The following is a 19,081-nucleotide window of genomic DNA, read 5'->3' on the forward strand; positions in this document are numbered from 1 at the left end:
CTGGCCGTGTGGTGGTACAAGCGCACCCTGGGCTGGCCGGTGGCGGCCGGCGTGGCGGCCTATGGTGTGGTGGTGATGCTGCTTGGGTGAGCCAACGCCCCGGAGTGGGACGCTCCGCCGGTGTGATGTGTGGCATCGCCGCCATTAAGTACAGGGACGGAATGCTGCGGGACAGGGGGAGACAAAAAGCATGGTGGGCCCAGCTTCACTCGAATACACAATACTAATCAACCGAAATTACTAAATAATTATTAATTTGAAGATTGAACATGCCCCCAGACATGCCCCCATCAACACCATTCAGCTACTCTTTCCTTACCTCACGCTGTCACCATACAAGTCGGTTTTTTGGAAGCACATGCTCGACGTCCCAACGTAAGCACACAGCTTCCAAGAGTACCTACCGGCAGTACTAAGCATGGCCTTCAAATACGAACCCGGCGGCGCAAGCGGCACAACAGGCCGAGGGCACCGTTGCCACTGCTGGATCGCCCCAATCAGCACTGGTCGATGGATTTCATCTCGGATCAGCTGGCCTCGGGGCGTCGCTTTTGTGTGCTGGACATCGTGGACGACTTTAGTCGCGTGTGTGTCGGCCAGCTGGGGATATGCCCATTACCAGCCGGCGCTTGGCCCGGTTCCAGGATGAGACCGCTCAGGATCGACGTTGCCAGCCTCGACTGTCTTCGATTTCCTTATAGGAAAGCCCAATATCCATCGCTGGTCCGTCCACTTCTGCAATAACGTTGCAGTTGAACTTGAGACCGCCGTGCTTTCCTCAACCCGGGCAAACCATATCAGCTAGGATTAGGTTCCTCAAAAAACCAGAACAAATAAGTTAAGTAAACTTTAATTTTAATCAGTTACTTTAACTCTCGCTGACCAATCCCGAGACGCTGGCATTTCGGATCAATTTTGCTGTTAATCTCTGAATCCGAGGCGCACCGATAAGAATTAGAAAAAATGCAATTGGCCAAGAGATATAGAAGGCTCGCCACCAACGGCTAAAGAAGCCCATATCCAAACCAGTATTTATCTATGTTATTAAACATGTCATAAGCGTCACCATGTAGATTGACATCAGAACTGAACACACCAAGGGCATAAGTCTAGGCGAAAATACCATAACTCCTCCACAACATCAATATTAAATAACTAAAAAGGTTTACTGAACCCCTCACCTTATGTTCTGCCTAACAGCCTGTCTATACTATGATAAAGTGACCATTTCGTCAAAACTCCTTAGTATTTCCTATTGTATGACGAGCCTATCCTAGTGGCAGAGACTCCCCGAGCATTCCATCGATAACAAAGTCACGTTCCGTGGCCAGCGAACCGTGTGCAGAAACCTACCAAATCATGCTATTCAATGGCCCTGTTAAACGGCAGCGCCACTAAGTCTCACCATCCAAACGCGCCACTCTATGACGCGTTCCTCTTTGCGCACAGGCACGGTGGTCTGCACAACATATCAATACTTCTTTTTCTAAATGGTGGATCCAGAGGAAGCGGCCCGAAGTGCGACTATCACTTATCCAAGGAGCTCCCCAAGGATTCATTTACAGGGCTAAACGTCACTGAGCAACCTTACCTAACCGTACAAATGTCTCCGCACTGGGACAAAAATTCCGAGCCTCCTCGGCAGAAACTTCTGAGCGCATGGACCTCCAGCAGACACTGACTTCAGGGCAGTTATTACAAGCCTCCTCCAAGGCTTTAAGCTGAGACAACTCTGTGTTTAAAAAATCACTTTTCGCCCCCCCAAACCGACTCATCATCACCGGCATAAGCGTTTCGGCGGGTATCAGGCCCCAGCGGCCGCCATTATTTAACTGCCTTGCCACTTCTCGCTCGAAATATGCTTCAAGTTTGAAATCGGCATCCTGAATTATCTTCCGATAGGCTTCGGTAGAATCCACTTGTATATCGAGAACCAATTTCGAAAGATAACATTTGTAGAAAAAGTCCGAAATCCTGTTCATTCCAGCAACCAAAGTATCAATATATATATTCATGATATCTGATCCTCCAGACAGGTAAAACTGTGCAAAGAGCGCACGCCCCAAAATGCTTATACACCTAACCATAATAAGATAACTTGTGATATTTTCTTTGACACAGGTCACTTTTTCCTCACAAGTAAACCCGATGATTTCTACCCCAGTGACCTCTGCTATCATGGAGCCCCACGCCCTTATGGGTTTAGCTCCCTTGATCTACTCACTGCCCGGCGGCACATTACTAGCAAACCTAAGCCCCCCATCGCCTCCATCTCTTCAGAAGTCTTGCTAGCACTCTCCTCAGTCATGTAGACAACGTGCCGAGCCAAAACAAGCAACACTCAGCCCATGCGACCAAAGTCGCAGCTCCGAGCCTTGCATAATCGCCGAAAAAAAACTTAGATATAGAAGTATATTCAGCCACACGATGAGAAAGGTGGGTATCCTATGGCTAGCCCCTCCGACGAGCTCCCCATGAACGACCTGGTTGTATCTGCACTGGACGCCATCGCCGACGGCATCTATCGCTTCGAATTCCGTCATCCCGACGGAAACGACCTACCCGAATTCACCCCCGGCGCACACGTTCATGTCCGGGTTCCCAATGGTCAGGTTCGGCGCTATTCGCTATGCAACGACCCCATTGAGGAGGATCGTTACGTCATCGCAGTCAAGCGCGAGGAGGAAGGCACAGGCGGCTCGAAGAGCCTGGTAGACGAGACCCGGGTGGGCGATAGTTTACTCGTCTCGGAGCCGCGCAATGACTTCGAACTCAAGGGCAACCCTGCACGTTATGTCTTCATTGCAGGGGGGATCGGTATCACGCCGATTCTGTCCATGATCCATCATCTGCAGTCCACCGGTGGCAAACCCTTCAAGCTCTACTATCTGACACGAGAAGCCTCGCAGACGGCCTTCCTCGACGAGCTCAGCGGCCCCGAATACCGGGGCAAGGTGACCATTCACCACGATCATGGCGACCCCGACGACACCTTCGATCTGTGGCCTGTCCTGGAAGCACCGAAAGGGGCGCACGTCTACTGCTGCGGCCCGCGCGGCCTGATGGAAGCCGTGCGCGACATGACCGGACACTGGTCGTCCTCCAGCGTACATTTCGAAGATTTCGGCACGAAAGCGACGACTGCGGAAGAGGACAAGCCATTTACCGTACGCCTCTCCAGCACCGGCGAAGCGATTCCCGTCCCGGCGGGTGTATCGATCCTCGAGGCGTTGCGAGTGAACGGCCATCACGTGCCATACTCCTGCGAAAGCGGTACCTGTGGTTCCTGCCGGACACGCTTGCTCGAGGGCGAAGCGGAGCATCGCGACCTAGTACTGTCTGAAGCGGAGCAGCAGGACAACATCATGGTCTGTGTGTCCCGCGCCTGCTCGGAAGAGCTTGTGATCGATCTACCGCAATGAGTTTCTTCCCGACAACGGAATGCACCCAATGACAACGCCAGTACTGAAACTCGGCATCGCGGGGCTGGGCCGCGGCTTCATGTTGCTGCTGCCCACCCTCGCCGCTCACCCCGACATCCGCCTGGTGGCCGCCGCCGATCCACGCGAGCAGGCACGTCGCCAGTTTACCGCCGACTTTTCGGCTGCCACTTATTCCGACGTCGCCGACCTGTGCGCCGACCCTGAAGTGGAAGCGGTGTACATCGCGACGCCGCATCAATTTCACCGGGAACATGTCGAACTGGCGGCAGCACATGGCAAGCATGTACTGGTCGAGAAGCCCATGGCGCTCTCTCTCGAGGATTGTCAGGCCATGATCGACGCCATGCATCGCGCCGGACGGTGGCTGGTCGTTGGCCATAGCCATAGCTTCGATGCCCCGTACTTGCGCGCCAGTGACATGATAGCCAGCCAGGACTTCGGCGCGGTACGCATGATCCATGCCCTCAACTACACCGACTTCCTGTATCGCCCGCGTCGTCCCGAAGAACTAGATACGGATCAAGGGGGCGGCGTGGTCTTCAGCCAAGCCGCCCATCAAGTGGACATCGTGCGCCTGCTTGGCGGCGGACGCGTCAGGAGCGTACGCGCCGCCACCGGCAATTGGGACCCCTCACGTCCGACGGAAGGAGCCTATGGTGCACTTCTCAACTTTGACGATGGCGCCTTTGCCAACATGACCTACAGCGGTTTCGCGCATTTCGATAGCGATGAATTCTGTGGCTGGTCCGGAGAACTGGGCCAGCCGCGCGATCCGCAACAGTACGGCAGCGCCAGGGCGAAACTGGCCAGCATTCACAGTGCCGAAGAAGAAGCAGCGCTCAAGAATAGCCGCACCTATGGCGCCGGACTGTCCCTGGATAACAGCAAGCCACAAGACAGCGCCCACAATCATTTCGGTTTGGTGATCGTCTCCTGTGACGAGGCCGATCTGCGCCCCCTGCCTCAAGGGGTAGAGGTATATGCCCACACCCGCCGCTACCTGGAGCCCTTATCGCCCCCTGAGATACCTCGCCGCGAAGTTCTCGATGAACTGATCACGGCTATTCGCCATGATCGTCGCCCCGTTCATACAGGCGAATGGGGCATGGCGACGATGGAAGTCTGCCTGGCCATGCTGGAATCCGCCCGGCATGGTCGCGAAGTCTCTCTCTCCCATCAAGTGGGTCTGCCAGGGACTGGTACATTATAATTGAAGCTTCGAAAAAGAGATTCGATTTCTCTGGAGGGAGTACAAATGCCACGTACCAGCAATCGTGAGACCCGAACGGTACTGCGCCACTGGCAAGAGGATGTGCCGGACGATCGTCTTGCGCATCTGATCCGTGATGCTGGCCGCGTTCTGACCAGAAGCCTCCAGACTCGGTTGGCGGAGCATTCCGTAAGTTTCGGTCATTGGACATTCCTTCGCATACTTTGGGTGACGGAGGGATTGACCCAGCGTAAGTTAAGCGAACAGGCTGGGCTCATGGAGCCTACGACTTTTACGGCCCTGAAAGCCATGGAAGCCAATGGTCTGATAGAGCGTCGTCAGCTGAATGGTAATCGCAAGAATATTCATATTTACCTGACACAAAAGGGGCGTGACCTCAAGGAAAGCCTGGTTCCCTTGGCCGAAGAGGTCAATGAGATCTCGATTCATGGAATCGAATGCGAGGACTTGCGCGTGACCAGAAGAACGCTTTTAAAAATCATTAGTAACCTGGCGGAAGCCAACGAATAATCCAAGCGACAATCATCATACCGGCATCAGGAATAGCGATGAATAATATTACAAATACGATAACCAGTACTCCCGACAAGGAAACACTCCTGAGCGACCTTGTCGATGCCAATCATATTCTCTTTAATGAGGGTGTGCTCGATGCATTCGGCCATGTCAGTGTCCGGCATCCGGAAAATGCCGAACGTTTCCTCCTGGCACGCAACATGGCGCCGGGCCTGGTAACGCAGGAGGACATACTCGAATTCGATCTGGATGGCAATCCTCTCGATGCCGAGGGTCGTTCCGTCTACCTTGAACGATTCATCCACGGAGAGATCTATCGTGCACGGCCGGATGTCATGGCCGTGGTGCATAGCCACTCCCCATCCGTGGTTCCGTTCAGTGCGGTCAAGACGATGCCGTTGAAACCCATGTGCCATATGAGCGGGTTCCTGGGGAAAGGCGCACCGATTTTCGAAATCCGGGATGTGGCGGGAACCGCGACAGACCTGCTGATCAGAAGCCCTTCGCTGGGGGCGTCACTAGCGGATGCCCTGGGAGAAGAAAATGTGGTTCTGATGCGTGGTCACGGGGCGACTGTCGCCGGACCAACATTGAAGCAAGTCGTGTACCGCGCCATCTACGTCGAAGTGAACGCTCGCTTGCAAGCCGACGCCTTACGACTCGGTCCCGTGGACTACCTGACCCCCGAGGAGGCGGAAACCGCCAGAGAAACGACCGAAGGACAGGTAGAACGGCCTTGGCAATTATGGAAAAAACGGGCTAGACAGGCACGGGCTGATATCGAGAGTTGTTAACAAGAATTGAATTGTCATGCGTTGTGAGTCAACTGCCGCCCTTGACTACTAGGGCGGCTTTCTTATTAAGCCGTCCCATAGAACACGATAGCGCCTACCCCGAATACGGTAGTGGTTGTACCAAGCATGACCCACCGGTTGAGGATCTCTCCCTCACGCATGAAAAGCCCTGTCATCAGTAGTACAAAGAATGGCGTGGTGGATGCCAACGGAGCAACAACCGCCGTCTTGCCAGCCTGTAGCGCCATATACAGAAACACGGGCCCCAGACTGGAAAACACACCGGCCAGCACCAATGCTATCAGGCCGGTATCGAACCTGACCCGAGGAAATGTTCTCGAAAAGGCAAGGAACATCACGAATAAAAACCAGGAGGTGGTCGTCGTCACCGCCGCCGCTGTTACCGCATCCGTACCGGAATCAATGCCTACCTTTCTGAAGATCACCGACACGCCGTATGACAGGGATGCCGCAAACGGAAGCAGAAGGTAGACTGTCGGCTTTCGCGTCGGCGAGTCCATACGCCCCTTTCCGCTCTGCGCGCCAAGCAGAATACTGCCTATCAGTACCAGACAGACTCCAGCCAGGGCAGCCTGATCGATGCTTTCTCCCAGGAAGATGATCGCCAGCGCAACGGTAATGACGGGATGAGTCAGCGTGAGGGGGGTCGTGATGTTGGCGCCTAGCCTGGCCATCCCCTGGAATTGAAAGAGCCTGCCGAGAAGAGGCGCGAACACGCCGGCCAAAGCAAAGTAACGCCACTCCATGGAAACAGAGACGTTTCCCTGTGTACTGAATAGGCTCCAGCCCCAGAGAAACACCACATTGGTGGTCAAGGTGACCCACAATGCCGCAAGAGTTGAAGATGTTTTTCCACCCAGCTTCACAAGAATGAAGGTGATGGCAAACATCAACGCGGATAAAAGGGAAAGGAGAACTGACAGCGTATCCTGGTCCGTCACTGGTACCTCAGTACACGACCAAGAACCCGGCATGAGGCAAAGGAGCACCGTTCGTGCAAGGCCTTTACCCCATGCTGGATTCAAGTTCTCGTTGGTATGGATTTATTTCATGCGGGTATGTTGTACTTATGGATACGCAAATGAGGCGTAGCAATAACGGACAACACGACGCATATGGAAGCTATCCCCACGGCCCACCAACTCGGCATGATGAACAGCAGCCCAGCCAATCCGAAGCCGATCCTCGGGTATCGGGTCAGCTTCTCTCGCCAGAACCCTTCCGCCGCGATACTGAGCAGCAGCACGCCGATGATGGCCGAAATACAGGAGACGGTAATGTCCATCCAACTACCAACCAACAACAGCCCTTCTCCATAGACGAAGGCAAACGGAACGATGAAAGCAGTAATCGCCAGCTTGACGGCTCCCACCGCGATCTCCAAGGGCCTCGCTTCGGCGATGGCCGATGCCGCGAAGGCAGCCACCGCGACCGGCGGCGTCATGGCCGACAGAACCGCAAAATAAAGAATGAACATGTTCGACTGCAGCAGGCTGAAGTCCATCTCCAACAGCGTGGGCCCGACCAGCACCGCCCCCAGGATGAAGGCGGAGGGCGTCGGCATGCCCATGCCCAGGATGATCGCCAGCAGGGCCGAAATGAACAAGGCGATGAAGGCGCTATCACCTGCCATCAAATAGACGAGGTCGGCAAATTTTCCGCCAAGCCCGGTCATGGAGATCCCACCGATGACCAGACCTGCCGCCGCACAGGCTGCCACAACGGAAACCATGCGTAACGTGGTGACTGCCAGGGCATCCCAGATCGCCTTGGGCCCCATGCGGGTGGATCGGCGAACCGTCGCGACGAGCAGCACCACCCCCGTGGCGATGACTGCCACAAAGGTGGGGGAATACCCCATCACAAGAGCGCCCGACAAGGCCACGAGGGGCAGGATAAACAGCCCACCGTTCCTGAGCGTATCTGGCAGGGCCGGGGTTTCATCGCGAGAAAGTCCTTTCAAGCCCAGTTTCTGCGATCTCAAGTGAACCTGGGCATAGACGCAGAGGAAGTAGAGCAAGGCCGGGACGATACCGGCAATGGCGATATCGCGATAGGCAATGCCGGTATATTCGGCCATGATGAAGGCCGCCGAGCCCATCACCGGAGGTAACAGACTCCCCCCCGTCGAGGCGGCGACTTCCACGCTTCCCGATAATGGCTTGCTGTAGCCCAGGCGCTGCATGATCGGAATCGTCACCGAACCCGTGGTCACCACATCGGAGGTGGGACTACCGGACATAGTACCGTAGAGTCCCGAAGAGATGACCGAGATCTTGGCGGGTCCGCCGGTTCTCCGGCCGGCAAGTGCCGACGCCAGGTTATAAAAGAATTCCGCGCCTCCCGCCTTGGCCAGGAAGGTACCAAACATCACGAACAGGAAGGCATACGTCGCCGCGACACGCAAGGGAACTCCGAACAGGCCGTCGGAGGTAAACATCATGATATCCAGGAAATGGTTGTAGCTGACTTCCCTGAAGCCCAGCGCCCCCGGAAGCGAATGGCCTAAAAGGTTATACACCACAAAGACAAGGACAACGCTTGTCAGCCCGAACCCCACGGTACGGCGAGTCGCTTCGATCGTCAGGGCAAGCAGCACGCTGGCCGCGAGCAGATCGGATATTTCCAATGGGTAAAGCAGTGTGATGCGCTCGGCAATTCGCCCGCTTTCTATGAAGAAATAGATACCGACCACAATACTTGCAACGACCAGTATCCAGTCGAGAATGCTAGGACGATCCTCTCGCCCCTTGGGGCCGGCACTCACCGACAGGAAAAGCAAGGCCAGCATCGCTGAAAGAAAGACGACCATCATGACGTAAAGATCAACATACTTGATGGTAGTCGTGTAAATGACCGCCAGAGCCACAAGGGCAGCGCATCCATGCACTGCCGTACCCAACTTTCCCGTCAGGTGTCTCTTGGCCCCGGTTCCGATCAGAATCGTAAAGAATTGATTCATCGAAACACCCCTCGGCTTAACGCCTTGATGGTTAGCGAAGGCCCGCTTCTTCCAAATAGCGCACGGCACCTTCGTGGTAATCAATGACCTCCACGCTGGCCATGACCTCTTTATCCAGGCTCTTCATTGCTGGATGCACGCCCGCGATCTTTTCATGATTTTCGAAGAACGCCTTGGTCAGGTTGTAGGCAGTCTCTTCTTCCATGTCGGCACGCACCGCGAGGGCGGCACTGATGGTGACCGTTGGGGTTTCGTGGGGCGTCCACTCGTAGGCATCATCCGGAATAGTGAAGGTTTGTGTACCCGTTTTCTCGGCAACTTCCTTTGCGCTCTCCTCAGAAACCGGCAGCATCTTCACATCGACACTGGAGGCAAGTTCCTGTATCGAGCTATGGCCCACAAAGAGGCTATTGAGGATCATGTCGACCCGCCGGTTCTTGATCAAATCGGCCTGTTCACTGGAGGCAGCATAAATCAAGTCGCCACCCCAGCTTTCGATCTCATCGGCACCAGCCCCGATGGATTCAAGCATGGCTTCCGCCACGCTGGATGCGATGTTGCCTCGCTTGTTGATGGCAACGGTGATCGGCGCCTCGACATCGGCGATGTCCGAGAAGCTTTCTATCCCATGCTTTTCGGCAAAATCTTCCCGCATAATCGGCTGCATCGGTGCCCAGGTGTAGAGGTTGGTGAGCACCCGAATATCGTCCCCGGCGGGCTCGCGGAACGGCTCTTCGCCGTCGATGGCCAGCTGCAGCACGGCGTCCTCGATGATCGCCAGGTCGGCGTCATCGCGCTGTAGTGCCGCCACGTTGGCGATACCGCCACCCGAGGTCTGGTAGGTCACCGTCGATCCGGGGTGCGCTTCCTTGAGGGCGCTATCCAATCCCGCGCCCAGCATCGACCACAGGCCACCCGGCGATGCGCCCGCCACGGTCAGGTTGTACTCCTCATCGGCGGCTGCAGCATTGAACATCAGCCCGGGTACGGCAAGGGCCACGGCCATCAGGGACTTCTTGAGCGAAGCTTTCATTTATTCACCTCTTGTACTGGTGTCAGGGTTAACGCTAAGGGTTATTTTTATAAGGCTTTCCTAAAATGCATGACATGTGTCGGGGTTAGATCTTGAAACTCTCCAAAGTAGCTGGATGAAAAAGTTCCTCAGGTTCGAGCAACCGCCGAGATAGCCCCTCCGCGTGATGCTGCTTCAGGAATCTCTCCAATATTTTCCGATTGGGGGCAAAGCCATAGGACCAGAAATCATCGCCCATCAGGCGCCTCGCTGCCTGAAGCTGGTCCTCGACAAACGGCAGAGTCACTTTGGTTGCCGAGGTGTCGCTGAGCTTGGCCAACGCCTTGGCCTTGGATTGCTCGAAGGCTTTGTAGACCGAAAACGGTAGCCAGGGATGACGCTCGACGAGCGTCTTGCGGATGCCCAGCAGGTGCATGATGGGGAAGATTCCGGTGCGCTGGTACCAGTCCGAGGCTGCCTGCTGCGGGTTCTTGTAAAGATACCCGACATGAGGATGCCCCTGCATGAAGCAGGAGGGTGCCCGGGGTCCCATTACCGCGTCCAGCTCTCCGGAGGCCAGCATGCCGGAGAGCGTCTCCCCCTCGGGAATATTCTCCAACCGCATTCCTTCAGGGAGATTCAGATTTATCTTTTCCACCCGGCCCGGCTCCTCATATCCGCCGCGGCACCAGGTCACATCACTGGCCTTTAGACCATGATCCTCTTCCAGAAACAGCCGAGCCCAGACATTGGCCGTCAGCTGGTATTCCGGCACCCCGATGCGCTTGCCACGCAAGTCGGAGGGCGCCTCGATACCGCGATCGGTACGGATATAGATCGAGGTATGGCGAAAAGCGCGTGAGGGAAACACCGGCACGCCTACATAAGGGCAGTCATCCGCGGCGGTCTTGACCGTAAAGCTGCTCAGCGACAACTCGGTGATGTCGAAGTCGGCGTGCCGGAAGGCGCGAAAGAAGATCTCTTCAGGATCATGCAGCATGAATACCGGATCCACGCCGTCAATCTGCACTTCTCCGTCGATCAGGGGTCGCATACGATCGTAATTGCCAACCGCAACGGAAAGTTCAAGTTTGCTCATCGGAATTCCACGTCGTTGTTGTCGGGATGTGGCTTGCGTAGTGGCCTCAGCCATTGGCTGGGTGTCAGCTCGCTACGAATCTTCCGTTTCCGGCGCCTCGCGATACAACTCCTCTTCCTCGGGAGCGGTACCCAATCGCCGCCAGTCTGTCTCCTTCGGCACCACGCCCTGGAAAGAACTCAGCTTGTGATGCGGGATGCGCGGCTCCGTAGTACCGATCGCTGCCCCCCCTTGTTGCATGGTCTTGGCCGCCTGCACCATTTGACGCCGGAATTCGACGATTGCCAGGTCGCTGGCCCCCAGGCGGTCATGGGTGCGGTCGGCAATGGGCCCCATGGTTTCCCACATCGCGATGTCCTGATTGGGTATTCCTTTTATACCCGTAAAACTGGTGCCGAGTTGCATGATCCGGCGGTCCTGCCAGTAGTTATTTTCCCGTGTACGGAACTTGCGGAAGTGCTTGTCCAGGTCAATGCCGATCTGTGTGCCTAGGAATTTACGCCAGGCTTCGGTATCCGGCGTGCCGCTCTGGTCGCCCCAGGCAATGAAGTGAAACGCGGTATGCGTGTCGTCGATAGGCACGTGCAGGATGGCGATCTCATAGAGATTGTTGGGCGGGATCTGCACGGTGTAGGGCGCAATGAATAGCGTCGTGCGGATATAGTCGTGCGTCTTGGCATCCTTGATCGGACGGCGAATAGCCGCATAACGGAATCCGAACGGGGTTCGCTGCACCTGCAGGCGCGGTGCCTTGTCGGTGGAGGGACGCAGCCAAAGCTTGTCGGTCGCCTCGGCTCCCCCGGTGCGAGCAGGCACCATATCGGTGGAGTGCAGGCTCGAGGAGTGTGCCGAGTCGATCGCTCCTTCGAGGATCTGCGCCCAGTTACAGTCGACAATTACCTTGGAAATGGAGATCTTGGTGTCCGGGGTCGGCTGGAAGACCGGGGGCGTAAACTCGGGCTTTTCCTCGGGCGGGCCCATGTAGACCCACACGAACCCTGCCTCCTCATGAGCCGGATAGGCCTTGTGCTTGATCTTCTCGGTCATCTTCGATTCCGGCGGCTCGGACGCCATCTCGAGGATATTCCCCTCGACGTCCATCTTCCAGCCATGATACAAGCAGCGCAGGCCGCATTCCTCGTTACGTCCCAGTACCAGGGATGCCCGGCGGTGCGGACACATCTCGTCCATCACCCCGACGCGCCCTTCCGTGTCACGGAAAGCCACCAAATCTTCGCCCAGTAGACGCACCCGGATCGGATCGCCATCCGGTTCCTCGATCTCTTCTGAAAGACAAGCAGGAAGCCAGTGACGACGCATAATCTGCCCCATGGGGGCATCTCCTTCAACACGGCACAGCAGGTCGTTCTCTTCTTGTGTCAGCATGAGGCACTGTCCTCCGTTTTAAGGGGTTGAGAGCTACCTGAAGAGCTCTTACCGATAAACTTAGATATCTAACTTCTATACCTAACCTTAGCGCCTTAAGCGGTCATGTCAAAGCGACTAAAGTCGAATCCTGTGCGTATCGGGTACTCCGATACGCACGTGGACGGCCTCCGTCAGCTGCACATCGCCGAGCACGGCTGCACGATTTAAGACGTTCTGAGGTGAAGTACAGACTCGGATTCTCATGGACAGAGCTGTCGTCTCACGCGTGGCGCAAGCCTTGGAAGAAGTTTTCAAAATATCGGTGATCAGCAGTGAGAGAAACTGCCTTTACAGGGGGAAGCTCCTGGCCCTGCATCCGCACGACCAGAGCCCAGCGCTGAGCTTCTTCGTAGCCGCGGCGAGTCTGGGCAGCCGTGCTTCTGGACTGACCCACACAAGTAAGCCCAGCAGTCTGAGCCAGCGATGTAAAAAACTCAGTAAAACCTTAGCCTTGGCGCAGAGTCGTAATGACTAACCATGCGGCGCTACAAGCTATGCGGGTTATACCAAGGACTAACTACGACTTTCGTATATTTGACAAATGCTCCCCAGCGGATAACTTAGATATATAAGTTAGATATCTAAATATCATGCTTCAATGTTTCCCACTTTTTTATTACGCCCGATATAAAGATCAACATAGCGGTAATCACAATCGTGAAATTTCCCACAAACCCGTCGAGGCCTTTATGCAATTTCATCTAAACGGCTTCCAGACCGGCGACCCAACCGTCCACGAGCCTGCCGATGAGCTCGCCAATGACGATACGCTGCCTGAGGAAGTCGACGTGCTGATTGTCGGCTGTGGCCCGGCCGGTCTGACCTTGGCGGCCCAGCTATCGGCATTCCCCGCTATCAGGACGCGCATCGTCGAGCAGAAGAACGGCCCGCTGAATCTCGGCCAGGCCGATGGCATCGCCTGCCGCACCATGGAGATGTTCAATGCCTTCGGCTTCGTCGATAAGGTGCTCAATGAAGCCTGCTGGATCAACGAAACCGTGTTCTGGAAGCCGGATGAGGCAAACCGCAAGAACATCATGCGTCATGGCCGTATCCAGGACACCGAGGACGGCCTCTCCGAATTTCCCCACACAGTGCTCAACCAAGCCCGGGTGCATGACTTCTACTTGGAGCTGATGCGCAAATCGCCTACCCGGCTGGAACCCAGCTACTCGCGCCGCGTGGTCGATGTAACGATCGACCACCTCAAATCGGACGCGGCCCCCCTGGGCGCCGAGAACTACCCGGTGACGGTGACGCTGGAGCGGATCGACCCAGCTTATGATGGCGAGGTGGAAACCGTGCGGGCCCGCTATGTGGTGGGCTGTGACGGTGCACGCAGCGCGGTACGCAAGTCCCTGGGACGCTCCCTGCAGGGCGATTCCGCCAACCAGGCCTGGGGCGTGATGGATGTGTTGGCGGTCACTGACTTCCCCGATATTCGCATGAAGGCGGCGATCCACTCCGCCAACGCGGGAAACGTCCTGATCATTCCGCGGGAAGGCGGCTACCTGACGCGTCTCTACATCGAACTGGACAAGCTCAAGGAAGACGAGCGCGTCGCCAGCCGCAACATCACCGCCGACCAACTGGTGGCAGCGGCGCAGCGCATCCTGCACCCTTATACTCTGGACGTGAAGGAGATCGCCTGGTGGTCGGTGTACGAGATCGGCCAGCGTCTCTGCGACAAGTTCGACGACGTCCCGGCCGAGGAAGTCGGCGAGCGATTCCCGCATGTCTTCATCGCCGGTGACGCCTGCCACACTCACAGCCCCAAGGCGGGCCAGGGGATGAACGTCTCCATGCGCGACACCTTCAACCTGGGGTGGAAGCTGGCCTCGGTGCTTCTGGGCAAGTGCTCGCCGGAAATCCTGCACACCTATACCACCGAACGCCAGACCGTGGCCAAGGAGCTGATCGACTTCGATCGAGAGTTCGCCAAGATGTTCAGCGCCCCACCCAAGGGCTCTCCCGAGGACAAGGGCGACGGCGTGGACCCCAAGGAGTTCCAGAAGTACTTCGTCAAGCAGGGGCGCTTCACCGCCGGCACGGCGATCCAGTACTACCCCTCGCTGATCTCCGCCGAACCGACCCACCAGCATCTGGCGAGCGGTTTGGAAATCGGCACTCGCTTCCACTCTGCCCCCGTCGTGCGGCTGTCGGATGCCAAGCCCATGCATCTGGGACACACAGTGAAAGCGGATGGGCGCTGGCGACTGTTCGCCTTCGCGGGAGCCGGCGACCCTACTGCCCCGGAGTCAGGCCTCAGTGGGCTGTGCCGGTTTTTGAGCGAATCGTCCGACTCACCGGTGCGGAGGTTCACACCGGTAAGCGACGATATCGACTCGGTGTTCGACCTGCGCGCCATCTGCCAGCAGGGCTTCCGAGAGCTCTCACTGGATGCCTTCCCGCAGCTGCTCTGGCCTCGCAAGGGACTCTATGGCCTGCATGATTATGAGAAGGTCTTCTGCCCGGACCAGAAGAGCGGTCATGACATCTTCGACATGCGCGGCATCGACCGGAAGACCGGCTGCCTGGTGATCGTGCGGCCTGACCAACACATTGCACATGTATTGCCACTGCAGGCTCATGACGAATTAGCTACATTTTTTGACCGTTTCATGATCGATGTTCAGTAAATTTAGCCGTAATATTGCCATATGCCCAGAGCATACTATGCAATCTTGCATTCATTCCCACCAAGGCTATAGATTAGAAAGCCGAGTCGCACTGGTGAATCGCCCCTAGTTTCGTAGACACCTCCAGGCCTCAAACTGATGGCACCAAGGAGGACCCATGAACAGCCCGCGCTTTATTGAAGAATTCAAGATCGAAGCCGTCAAGAAAGTGACGGAGCGTGGCTCTCCGGCCTGGCTTCGGGCGACCAAAAACTTTATATCTATATGAATTAAGTGCTGTACTTGGAGATGTGGGCATAGCTGTGTGCTCATAAACGTGAACAATCAGCCATGTGCCAAGAAAGCTCAGCACACGGCCTTGTGCACATAAACCCGTGCATACAGCCGTGTGCTCACTCTGTCGAGAGCACCGCTTGGGATTGAAACGCCATGTTTATTCAGCAGCTGGCTGCATACATGGCATCTCAATCAAGGCTTTACAATGCCAATACACGCTGATAGTTTGATTTTGTCGAGCCAAATCGCTCGGCCGGGTTTGGCGACCCGAAAAGCAAAAGGCGCACAAGCGCCCCCTGCCATGGTTGGCGTTTTTTTATGCCTGCCATGTCTATGGCGGTCGTGCGTGGGAGACCCTCGGGTCTGCCGGTTCCCTTTTGCGCCGGTTCGCCAACCCGCGTACGGCCGCCCCCATCACTGTTTGGCGACAGCGGGGACGGCTCCAAAGCAAAAGGAGCTCACAAATGGTCCATCCGACCGTATCCCCCCACCGCAGCAGTGGCCGTGCGCGCGCTGCCGCCCACCGAGCCATGGCCATGGCGGCGCTGGCGTCCAATAGCAGCACCCGCGTTCGCTTCCGCCGCTATCACCTTCACATGAGCAAGGCTAAAGCCCTGGCTCTGGCCGCCGGTCTCCAAGGCCAGGATGAGCTGTGGGAGGTGGACGCATGATGAACCCGACGCCCTCAATCAGCCCAGATACCGAAACCATCACTCAGTCTGATGCCTCGGCGAACCGCATGGTTGCCGAAGCATTGAACCAGCAGTTACTGCACTATTCGCGACAGAACCAGCCCTTCACCATCAGCGAAATACGCGATCATCTACTAAAGCTTCCCGAACTCGCCTCGTTGAACAGTGTGAACCTGCGCTATCGCGTTCGCGATCGGCTGAATACTCTGGAGCGCGACGGGCTTGCCGAGCGAGTTGGCCTGTTGGGTAAACGGCGAGTCATCTACCGGGTCGCGCTGGAAGGCCCCGACAACGACCCTGCAAACTCACCTGCCACTCCATATCCGCCTTCCTCGCCTTCTTCATCGGCCTCTTCCGATACACTGTCCGGTTTCCTCACAAAAGAGCGTGAACGGCTGCGGACCGAGATGCAGTCCGCCTTGGGGGAAGCAGAGCATTACCGCAGCCTGCTGACCCATTTTCCAGCAGAGCGTGGGCGTATTACCCCACTGCTGGAAACTGCCATCGAGCGTGGCAGCCGACTCAAAGGGCAGTGGGATGCCAATACCACATTGAGGTCGATGCTGAAGAGTGAGGAGGCAAACGGATGAGCCCGCCATCGTATGCCTCTCATTCAGCCGGGGGCGCCCTGCCCCCGTTACGCGAGTGGCAAGCCACCTGCCTCCAGAAGGCACTGAGGAGCCTGACGGACCAACGACCTCACTTTCTCTGTCAGGCCACTCCGGGGGCTGGCAAGATGCTGATGGCGTCAGTGCTGGCTCATGAGCTGCTCAGACGAGGTGACATCGCATATGTCCTGTATCTCGGTCCGACCCGGGGCGTGGTAGAACGCGCTGTCCAGACGCTCAGTCAGGTGACCGGCCAGCCCATGCACGGCCGCATGGGTGCCATTGGAGCGGGCCTGACGTATCACGCTCTTCAGCATCGCCTGGAAGACCTCAAGCGCCTATGCTCTCAGGCGCAAGTCCTGTTGATCTGGGATGAAAGCCACCACGCTGCCGGCTTTGGTGAACAACCAACAGGGGCCAACCAGTGGGGCATGGCCCTGCTGGCCCTGGAGCGACATGTCCGCTTTACGCTTGCCCTGTCAGGCACACCATGGCGCACCGATGGTAGCTGCCTGCCGCTGCTGCGCTATTTGGAAGTCAGCTCGCCGGATAACAGCATGGAAGAGGACGAATCTCCTGCTTCACAACTCCGGCAGCTGCAACCGGATTATGTTTATACGCTGAAAGAAGCGATCCGGGATGGAGTCTGCCGCTACCCGCGGCTGCAGTTGGTCGACAACCGGTCCATCGAGATGACGCGCTTCCATCCGCGCACCGGCCGACGAGAAACCCGCCATTACCCCAGCATCCCTCATCTTCTGAAGCATCCCGCGATCGATTACCGCAGCCTGGTGCGACTCGACGCTCCTCTCCAACGTGTTCTGGATCGAGGCTGCGAACAGCTGAACGCATTGCGTCAACGGAATCCATGCGCAGCAGGTCTCGTTGTGGCATCTGACATCGAGCATGCCGAAGAGGTGGCGCAGCGGCTGGAAGAACAGGGAGCATCAGTGTGCTTGGTGACCAGCAAGGCCCCGGGGGCCCATGCACACCTGGCGACTTTCCAGGAAGAAAGTACCGAGTGGATCGTCTCAGTCGGCATGGTCAGCGAAGGCATCGATATTCCGCGGCTACAGGTGTGCTGCTACCTGAGCCATATCCGCACTGAGCAGTATTTCAGGCAAGTACTGGGGCGCATTATTCGCAGGGTCGGCCACGATGATGCTGAGTGCCACTTTTTCGCCCTGAACGAACAGCACCTCCGGCGATACGCAAGACGGTTGAACGATGACCTGCCTGACGACCTTGCGACCGTGACCCTGACGACACCTACCGCCGCGCAGCGGGGCACAGACAACGCCGACTACTCCTTGGGAGAGAAGGCAGGTGATTCTTCTGGTTTTGGTATGAGTGAGTCGAGGCCGGCTCCCTCCTCTGCTGATGAGGAACAAGATGGGCACGTGCATGTGGCGATGGCAGCGGGAAATCATGAATCGACTTCCCATGATGTGGCGTTCTCCCAGGCGTTCTTCGAGCGTCTTGTGGCATTACGCCTATCCTAGCGCCCATGCAGGGTTCGCAAGCTATCACGTCGCGCTTTACCACCGTCTCTGAGCCGATCTTGTCACGAAGAAGCCAAGCAGCTGCCTTAGGTAGCGAAAGCTAAGTACCAGACTGGACTGGCCGCCAGTGTCACGGGGTAGGAGCCACTAGCACTCAGCTCTATCGAGAGCCAGCCAGACATGGCTAGGGTTGTGGGGGAAAGGTCAGCCGGTGGTGAAGGTTTGGCTATGGATGGCATCCCCACTCTCATCCAGAACGAGACCAAGCGGGCCATACCGGCCCTTGGTACCGCGCGGCCATTGCCCGTGGATCGGTTTTATCGCCTTTTACGCGAAATCCGATAATTTATCTGAAAACTGGTAATTGAACGGCCGTTCAGCATCGCTGTGCGCTAACGGCAGCCCAGACTGACCTTTCTCTCCTTACAGCGAGGCGCCAGCAGACTGCTCGTAATCCAAACGCAAGCGAAGGCTCAGGTACCAGCTAGAAACTCATCAGCGCTTGGTTACGTTGCAGTCTCACTTTGGACAGTGGCCTGAAATCACCCGCCAGTAAGCCCCTTCCCCCGTCTCACTTTTTCTGTGATCGCCGCTCAGCGGCTAACTTTTATTAGCACCTACCTGTTGCCAGGAGCCGACAAAATCAAGAATACTGTATGAAAAATCAGTACCACCAAGGGACTCACCATGAATCTGCCAACGCTCATTCCGGCGCACCCCGAGCCGCCATCGCTTGCGCTACCCTATCCCCTTGCGCTGGGCCGCGCCGGGCTCTCCGGCTTTCCCAGCCCGGCGCAGGACTACGAAGGCCGCACGCTCGATCTCAACGAGCGCCTGGTCAAGCGCCCCTCGGCCACG

The 19,081-nt window shown here is 56.7% G+C and carries 15 protein-coding genes; 8 read left to right on the forward strand and 7 right to left on the reverse strand.

The window, feature by feature from the left end; genetic code table 11:
* Window positions 1-868: 868 nt before the first annotated feature.
* Window positions 869-1,024, reverse strand: coding sequence for a DUF2798 domain-containing protein (locus tag QPM17_RS23880; RefSeq protein ID WP_422732794.1), 156 nt, complete (start codon window positions 1,022-1,024; stop codon window positions 869-871).
* Window positions 1,025-1,574: 550 nt separating this feature from the next.
* Entirely contained in the window at window positions 1,575-2,180 is a 606-nt protein-coding gene (locus QPM17_RS22360) for a hypothetical protein (protein ID WP_285393936.1), read from the reverse strand.
* Between the two features lie 294 nt (window positions 2,181-2,474).
* On the opposite strand from QPM17_RS22360, the gene QPM17_RS22365 reads away from it, so the two are divergent.
* The 4 genes from QPM17_RS22365 to QPM17_RS22380 are packed head-to-tail and all read left to right on the forward strand — an operon-like array spanning window position 2,475 to window position 5,984.
* A complete protein-coding gene (locus QPM17_RS22365) occupies window positions 2,475-3,422 on the forward strand; it encodes a PDR/VanB family oxidoreductase (protein WP_285393937.1) in 948 nt (315 codons plus the stop codon).
* Window positions 3,423-3,450: 28 nt separating this feature from the next.
* Entirely contained in the window at window positions 3,451-4,653 is a 1,203-nt protein-coding gene (locus tag QPM17_RS22370) for a Gfo/Idh/MocA family oxidoreductase (protein WP_285393938.1), read from the forward strand.
* Between the two features lie 45 nt (window positions 4,654-4,698).
* Window positions 4,699-5,184: a MarR family winged helix-turn-helix transcriptional regulator gene (locus QPM17_RS22375; protein ID WP_285393939.1), complete on the forward strand. Its 486-nt coding sequence runs from the start codon at window positions 4,699-4,701 to the stop codon at window positions 5,182-5,184.
* A gap of 38 nt (window positions 5,185-5,222) precedes the next feature.
* The gene (locus QPM17_RS22380) at window positions 5,223-5,984 is read left to right on the forward strand and encodes a class II aldolase/adducin family protein (RefSeq protein ID WP_285393940.1); all 762 of its coding nucleotides are present in this window, start codon (window positions 5,223-5,225) and stop codon (window positions 5,982-5,984) included.
* Between the two features lie 65 nt (window positions 5,985-6,049).
* On the opposite strand, the gene QPM17_RS22385 is transcribed toward QPM17_RS22380, so the two are convergent.
* The 5 genes from QPM17_RS22385 to QPM17_RS22405 all read right to left on the reverse strand — a co-directional run bounded on the left by QPM17_RS22385 (window position 6,050) and on the right by QPM17_RS22405 (window position 12,464).
* Window positions 6,050-6,946 carry a DMT family transporter gene (locus QPM17_RS22385; protein ID WP_285393941.1) on the reverse strand — a complete coding sequence of 299 codons (897 nt, stop codon included), beginning with the start codon at window positions 6,944-6,946 and terminating at the stop codon, window positions 6,050-6,052.
* Between the two features lie 107 nt (window positions 6,947-7,053).
* Window positions 7,054-8,967, reverse strand: a complete 1,914-nt coding sequence (locus QPM17_RS22390) for a TRAP transporter permease (protein WP_285393942.1) — start codon at window positions 8,965-8,967, stop codon at window positions 7,054-7,056.
* A gap of 31 nt (window positions 8,968-8,998) precedes the next feature.
* Window positions 8,999-10,000 (reverse strand): TAXI family TRAP transporter solute-binding subunit, encoded by a 1,002-nt coding sequence (locus QPM17_RS22395; protein WP_285393944.1) that lies wholly within the window; start codon window positions 9,998-10,000, stop codon window positions 8,999-9,001.
* An 85-nt stretch (window positions 10,001-10,085) separates the two neighbouring features.
* Entirely contained in the window at window positions 10,086-11,078 is a 993-nt protein-coding gene (locus QPM17_RS22400) for a substrate-binding domain-containing protein (protein ID WP_285393945.1), read from the reverse strand.
* Window positions 11,079-11,150: 72 nt separating this feature from the next.
* Window positions 11,151-12,464 carry a Rieske 2Fe-2S domain-containing protein gene (locus tag QPM17_RS22405; protein ID WP_285393946.1) on the reverse strand — a complete coding sequence of 438 codons (1,314 nt, stop codon included), beginning with the start codon at window positions 12,462-12,464 and terminating at the stop codon, window positions 11,151-11,153.
* A 731-nt stretch (window positions 12,465-13,195) separates the two neighbouring features.
* Here QPM17_RS22405 and QPM17_RS22410 point away from each other — a divergent pair.
* The 4 genes from QPM17_RS22410 (at window position 13,196) to QPM17_RS22425 (ending at window position 18,223) form a co-directional block, all read left to right on the forward strand.
* Complete coding sequence (locus QPM17_RS22410; protein WP_285393947.1) at window positions 13,196-15,145, forward strand: FAD-binding monooxygenase; 1,950 nt, start codon at window positions 13,196-13,198, stop codon at window positions 15,143-15,145.
* 740 nt (window positions 15,146-15,885) lie between these two features.
* The gene (locus QPM17_RS22415) at window positions 15,886-16,092 is read left to right on the forward strand and encodes a hypothetical protein (protein ID WP_285393948.1); all 207 of its coding nucleotides are present in this window, start codon (window positions 15,886-15,888) and stop codon (window positions 16,090-16,092) included.
* On the forward strand, window positions 16,089-16,703 hold the full coding sequence (locus QPM17_RS22420; RefSeq protein WP_285393949.1) for a hypothetical protein: 615 nt from the start codon (window positions 16,089-16,091) through the stop codon (window positions 16,701-16,703). The genes QPM17_RS22415 and QPM17_RS22420 overlap by 4 nt, the downstream gene beginning before the upstream one ends.
* Window positions 16,700-18,223, forward strand: a complete 1,524-nt coding sequence (locus QPM17_RS22425; protein ID WP_285393950.1) for a DEAD/DEAH box helicase — start codon at window positions 16,700-16,702, stop codon at window positions 18,221-18,223. The genes QPM17_RS22420 and QPM17_RS22425 overlap by 4 nt, the downstream gene beginning before the upstream one ends.
* Window positions 18,224-19,081: the final 858 nt, after the last annotated feature.

The organism is Marinobacter azerbaijanicus, from assembly GCF_030250645.1.
In the GTDB taxonomy this organism is placed as follows: domain Bacteria; phylum Pseudomonadota; class Gammaproteobacteria; order Pseudomonadales; family Oleiphilaceae; genus Marinobacter; species Marinobacter azerbaijanicus.

Coding starts and splice junctions, on each gene's coding strand:
- QPM17_RS22360 (WP_285393936.1), bottom strand. CDS start 2,180: ATGATAGCAGAGGTCACTGGGGTAGAAATCATCGGGTTTACTTGTGAG.
- QPM17_RS22365 (WP_285393937.1), top strand. CDS start 2,475: ATGAACGACCTGGTTGTATCTGCACTGGACGCCATCGCCGACGGCATC.
- QPM17_RS22370 (WP_285393938.1), top strand. CDS start 3,451: ATGACAACGCCAGTACTGAAACTCGGCATCGCGGGGCTGGGCCGCGGC.
- QPM17_RS22375 (WP_285393939.1), top strand. CDS start 4,699: ATGCCACGTACCAGCAATCGTGAGACCCGAACGGTACTGCGCCACTGG.
- QPM17_RS22380 (WP_285393940.1), top strand. CDS start 5,223: ATGAATAATATTACAAATACGATAACCAGTACTCCCGACAAGGAAACA.
- QPM17_RS22390 (WP_285393942.1), bottom strand. CDS start 8,967: ATGAATCAATTCTTTACGATTCTGATCGGAACCGGGGCCAAGAGACAC.
- QPM17_RS22395 (WP_285393944.1), bottom strand. CDS start 10,000: ATGAAAGCTTCGCTCAAGAAGTCCCTGATGGCCGTGGCCCTTGCCGTA.
- QPM17_RS22400 (WP_285393945.1), bottom strand. CDS start 11,078: ATGAGCAAACTTGAACTTTCCGTTGCGGTTGGCAATTACGATCGTATG.
- QPM17_RS22405 (WP_285393946.1), bottom strand. CDS start 12,464: ATGCTGACACAAGAAGAGAACGACCTGCTGTGCCGTGTTGAAGGAGAT.
- QPM17_RS22410 (WP_285393947.1), top strand. CDS start 13,196: ATGCAATTTCATCTAAACGGCTTCCAGACCGGCGACCCAACCGTCCAC.
- QPM17_RS22415 (WP_285393948.1), top strand. CDS start 15,886: ATGGTCCATCCGACCGTATCCCCCCACCGCAGCAGTGGCCGTGCGCGC.
- QPM17_RS22420 (WP_285393949.1), top strand. CDS start 16,089: ATGATGAACCCGACGCCCTCAATCAGCCCAGATACCGAAACCATCACT.
- QPM17_RS22425 (WP_285393950.1), top strand. CDS start 16,700: ATGAGCCCGCCATCGTATGCCTCTCATTCAGCCGGGGGCGCCCTGCCC.